This window comes from Pseudoroseomonas cervicalis ATCC 49957, assembly GCF_000164635.1.
GTDB lineage: Bacteria > Pseudomonadota > Alphaproteobacteria > Acetobacterales > Acetobacteraceae > Pseudoroseomonas > Pseudoroseomonas cervicalis.
Window position 1 is genome coordinate 72295 of sequence record NZ_GG770779.1, and the last position, 2622, is coordinate 74916.

The 2622-nt window shown below is 73.2% G+C and carries 2 protein-coding genes; one reads left to right on the plus strand and one right to left on the minus strand.

Annotated elements, in window-relative coordinates; genetic code table 11:
* Positions 1-767 (minus strand): MutS N-terminal domain-containing protein (locus HMPREF0731_RS11595; protein WP_007004318.1); only part of this gene is annotated, 767 nt, incomplete at its 3' end.
* Positions 768-883: 116 nt separating this feature from the next.
* Here HMPREF0731_RS11595 and HMPREF0731_RS11600 point away from each other — a divergent pair.
* Positions 884-2482: an ABC transporter substrate-binding protein gene (locus tag HMPREF0731_RS11600; RefSeq protein ID WP_007004320.1), complete on the plus strand. Its 1599-nt coding sequence runs from the start codon at positions 884-886 to the stop codon at positions 2480-2482.
* The last annotated feature ends 140 nt before the right edge of the window (positions 2483-2622 follow it).

Sequence of the window (2622 nt, forward strand, 5' to 3'; positions counted from 1 at the left end):
AGCCGCGGCGCCGCCTCGCCCTGGGTCGCGCGCACATAGTCCAGCGCCAGGCCGCAGGCGGCCAGCTCGGCGGCGGTGAAGCGGCCGAAGCCGTCCAGCCCGGCCACGCCGTAGAACTCCGCCAGCCGCCGCGCCGGGTCGCGCGGCGCGTCGCGCTCCACCAGCCGGTCGCGCCAGGGGGCCAAAGCGGGCTGCGCCAGCAGCGCCGGCGGCAGCAGGATCTCGGCCGGGTCGATGCGCGCCAGCAGCGAGGCGATCTCGGCCTCCGGCAGCGTCTCGGTGGCGAAGGCGCCGGTGGAGAGGTCGATCCAGGCCGCGCCCCACTCCCCCTCGCCCTGGGCGAGCGCCAGCAGCCAGGCCGGGCGGGCGCCGTCCAGCAGCGCGTCCTCGGTCAGCGTGCCGGGGGTGACGAGGCGCACCACCTCCCGCCGGATGGTCGGCGCGCGGCGCGCCTTGGCCTGTTCCGGCGTCTCGCGCTGATCGCACAGCGCCACCCGGAAGCCGGCGCGGATCAGCCGGGCGAGGTAATTCTCCAGCGCGTGCACCGGCACGCCCGCCATCGGCACGGGGCGGCCCTGATGCTCGCCGCGATGCGACACGGCGAGCCCCAGCGCATCCCCGGCGCGGACCGCGTCGTCGAAGAACAGCTCGAAGAAATCGCCCATCCGGAAGAACACCAGCGCGTCCGGATGCGCCGCCTTGGCGGCGAACCATTGGGCCAAGGCGGGGGTGGCGCCCTCGGCGGAGGGCAGGACAGGGCGGCTCATGCGCGGTTCCTAGAGCATGCCGGGCGGCCAGGGAACCGCCCGGTTCGGCTTGGCAGGGCGCGCCACCCGTCGCAACCTGCGCGCCGGGCCACGAGAATGACAGGGAGTTTCGTCACATGTTCCACCGCCGCAGCCTGCTGCAGGGGGGCGCCGCCGCGCTGCTCTCCGCCCCGCTGGCCGGGCGCCTCTCGGCCCCGGCCCTGGCGCAGGACAGCCGCGCCGCCACGCTGCGCTTCGTGCCGCAGGCCAATCTGAGCGCGCTGGACCCGATCTGGACCACCGCGACGGTCACCGCCAACCATGGCTACTACGTCTTCGACACGCTCTATGGCGTGGACGCGCAAGGCCGGCCGCGGCCGCAGATGGTGGAAGGCCATGAGCAGGCGGAGAATGGCGCGCTGTGGCGCTTCCGCCTGCGCGAGGGGCTGAAGTTCCACGATGGCAGCCCGGTGCGCGGCGCCGACGTCATCGCCAGCCTGAAGCGCTGGGCGGCGCGCGACACCTTCGGCCAGCTGCTGGCCAAGGTGGTGGTGGAATGGCAGGCCCCCGACGACCGCAGCTTCGCGCTGCGCCTGAGCCGCCCCTTCCCGCTGCTGCTGGAGGCGCTGTCCAAGCCGGATTCCAACGTCGCCTTCATCATGCCGGAGCGGCTGGCCGCCACCGACCCGACCCGCGGCATCACCGAGATGGTGGGCTCCGGCCCCTATCGCTTCCTGGCCAATGAGTTCAATTCCGGCTCCCGCGCCGTCTACGAGAAGTTCGACGGCTACGTGCCGCGCAGCGAGCCGGCCGAGAACTCCTCGGGCGGCAAGGTGGCGAAATTCCGCCGCATCGAGTGGCACATCATCCCCGACCCCTCCACCGTCGCCGCCGCGCTGAGCAATGGCGAGATCGACTGGTGGGAGCGGCCGCACCCCGATTTGCAATCCCTGCTGGCGCGCAGCCGCGACATCCAGCGCGTGGTGCAGGACACTTCCGGCCGGCTGGCGCTGATGCGGCTGAACTGCCTGCAGCCGCCCTTCAACGACGTCCGGGTGCGCCGCGCCGTGCGCCTGGCCGTCAACCAGGAGGACTACATGCGCGCCAGCCAGGGCGACGACACCTCGGCCTGGACCGACACGCGCAGCGTCTTCCCGCGCCGCACCCCCTACTACCAGGACCATGCCGACCTGATGCCGGCGAGCCTCGACGCCGCCCGCAAGGCGCTGCAGGAATCCGGCTACGCCAACCAGAAGGTCGTCATCATCAACCCGACCGACTTCCCGGATATCGGGCCGCTCGGCCAGGTGACGGCCGACCTGCTGCAGCGCGTCGGCTTCAACGTGGAACTGGCCGAGAGCGACTGGGGCACCGTGATCCAGCGCCGCAACTCGCGCGAGCCGGTGGAGCGTGGCGGCTGGAGCATCTTCCACACCACCGGCCCGGTCACCTTCTACGGCAACCCCGCCATGTCGCCGCTGGCGCGCGGCCAGGGCGCCGCCGGCTGGTTCGGCTGGTGGCAGAGCGAGCGCGCCGAGCAACTGGTCGACACCTGGCTCTACTCCCAGGACCAGGCCGAGCAGCAGCGCACCGCCCATGAGCTGGGACGGCTGGCGCTGGACGAGGTGGCGACCGTGCCGCTCGGCCAGTTCACCATCCGCACCGCGCTGCGCCGCAACCTGACCGGCCTGCTGACCGGCGCCGCCCCCTTCCCCTGGAACCTCTCCCGCGCTTAGTTTTTTCGGACTGCCGTTGTCGTGTTGAGAGGCGGGCCGCTGCGCGGCGGCGGGCCGCCCGTGGGGCAGGGGAGGCGGTCGTGCCGCCCGCCCCGATCCTATCCCGGCCGGCGGCGAGACGCCCTGGCCGGGGCGCGGCG

What these genes read in the sequence shown, in the direction of transcription:
- HMPREF0731_RS11600 (WP_007004320.1), top strand. Translation starts at nt 884, where the DNA reads ATGTTCCACCGCCGCAGCCTGCTGCAGGGGGGCGCCGCCGCGCTGCTC.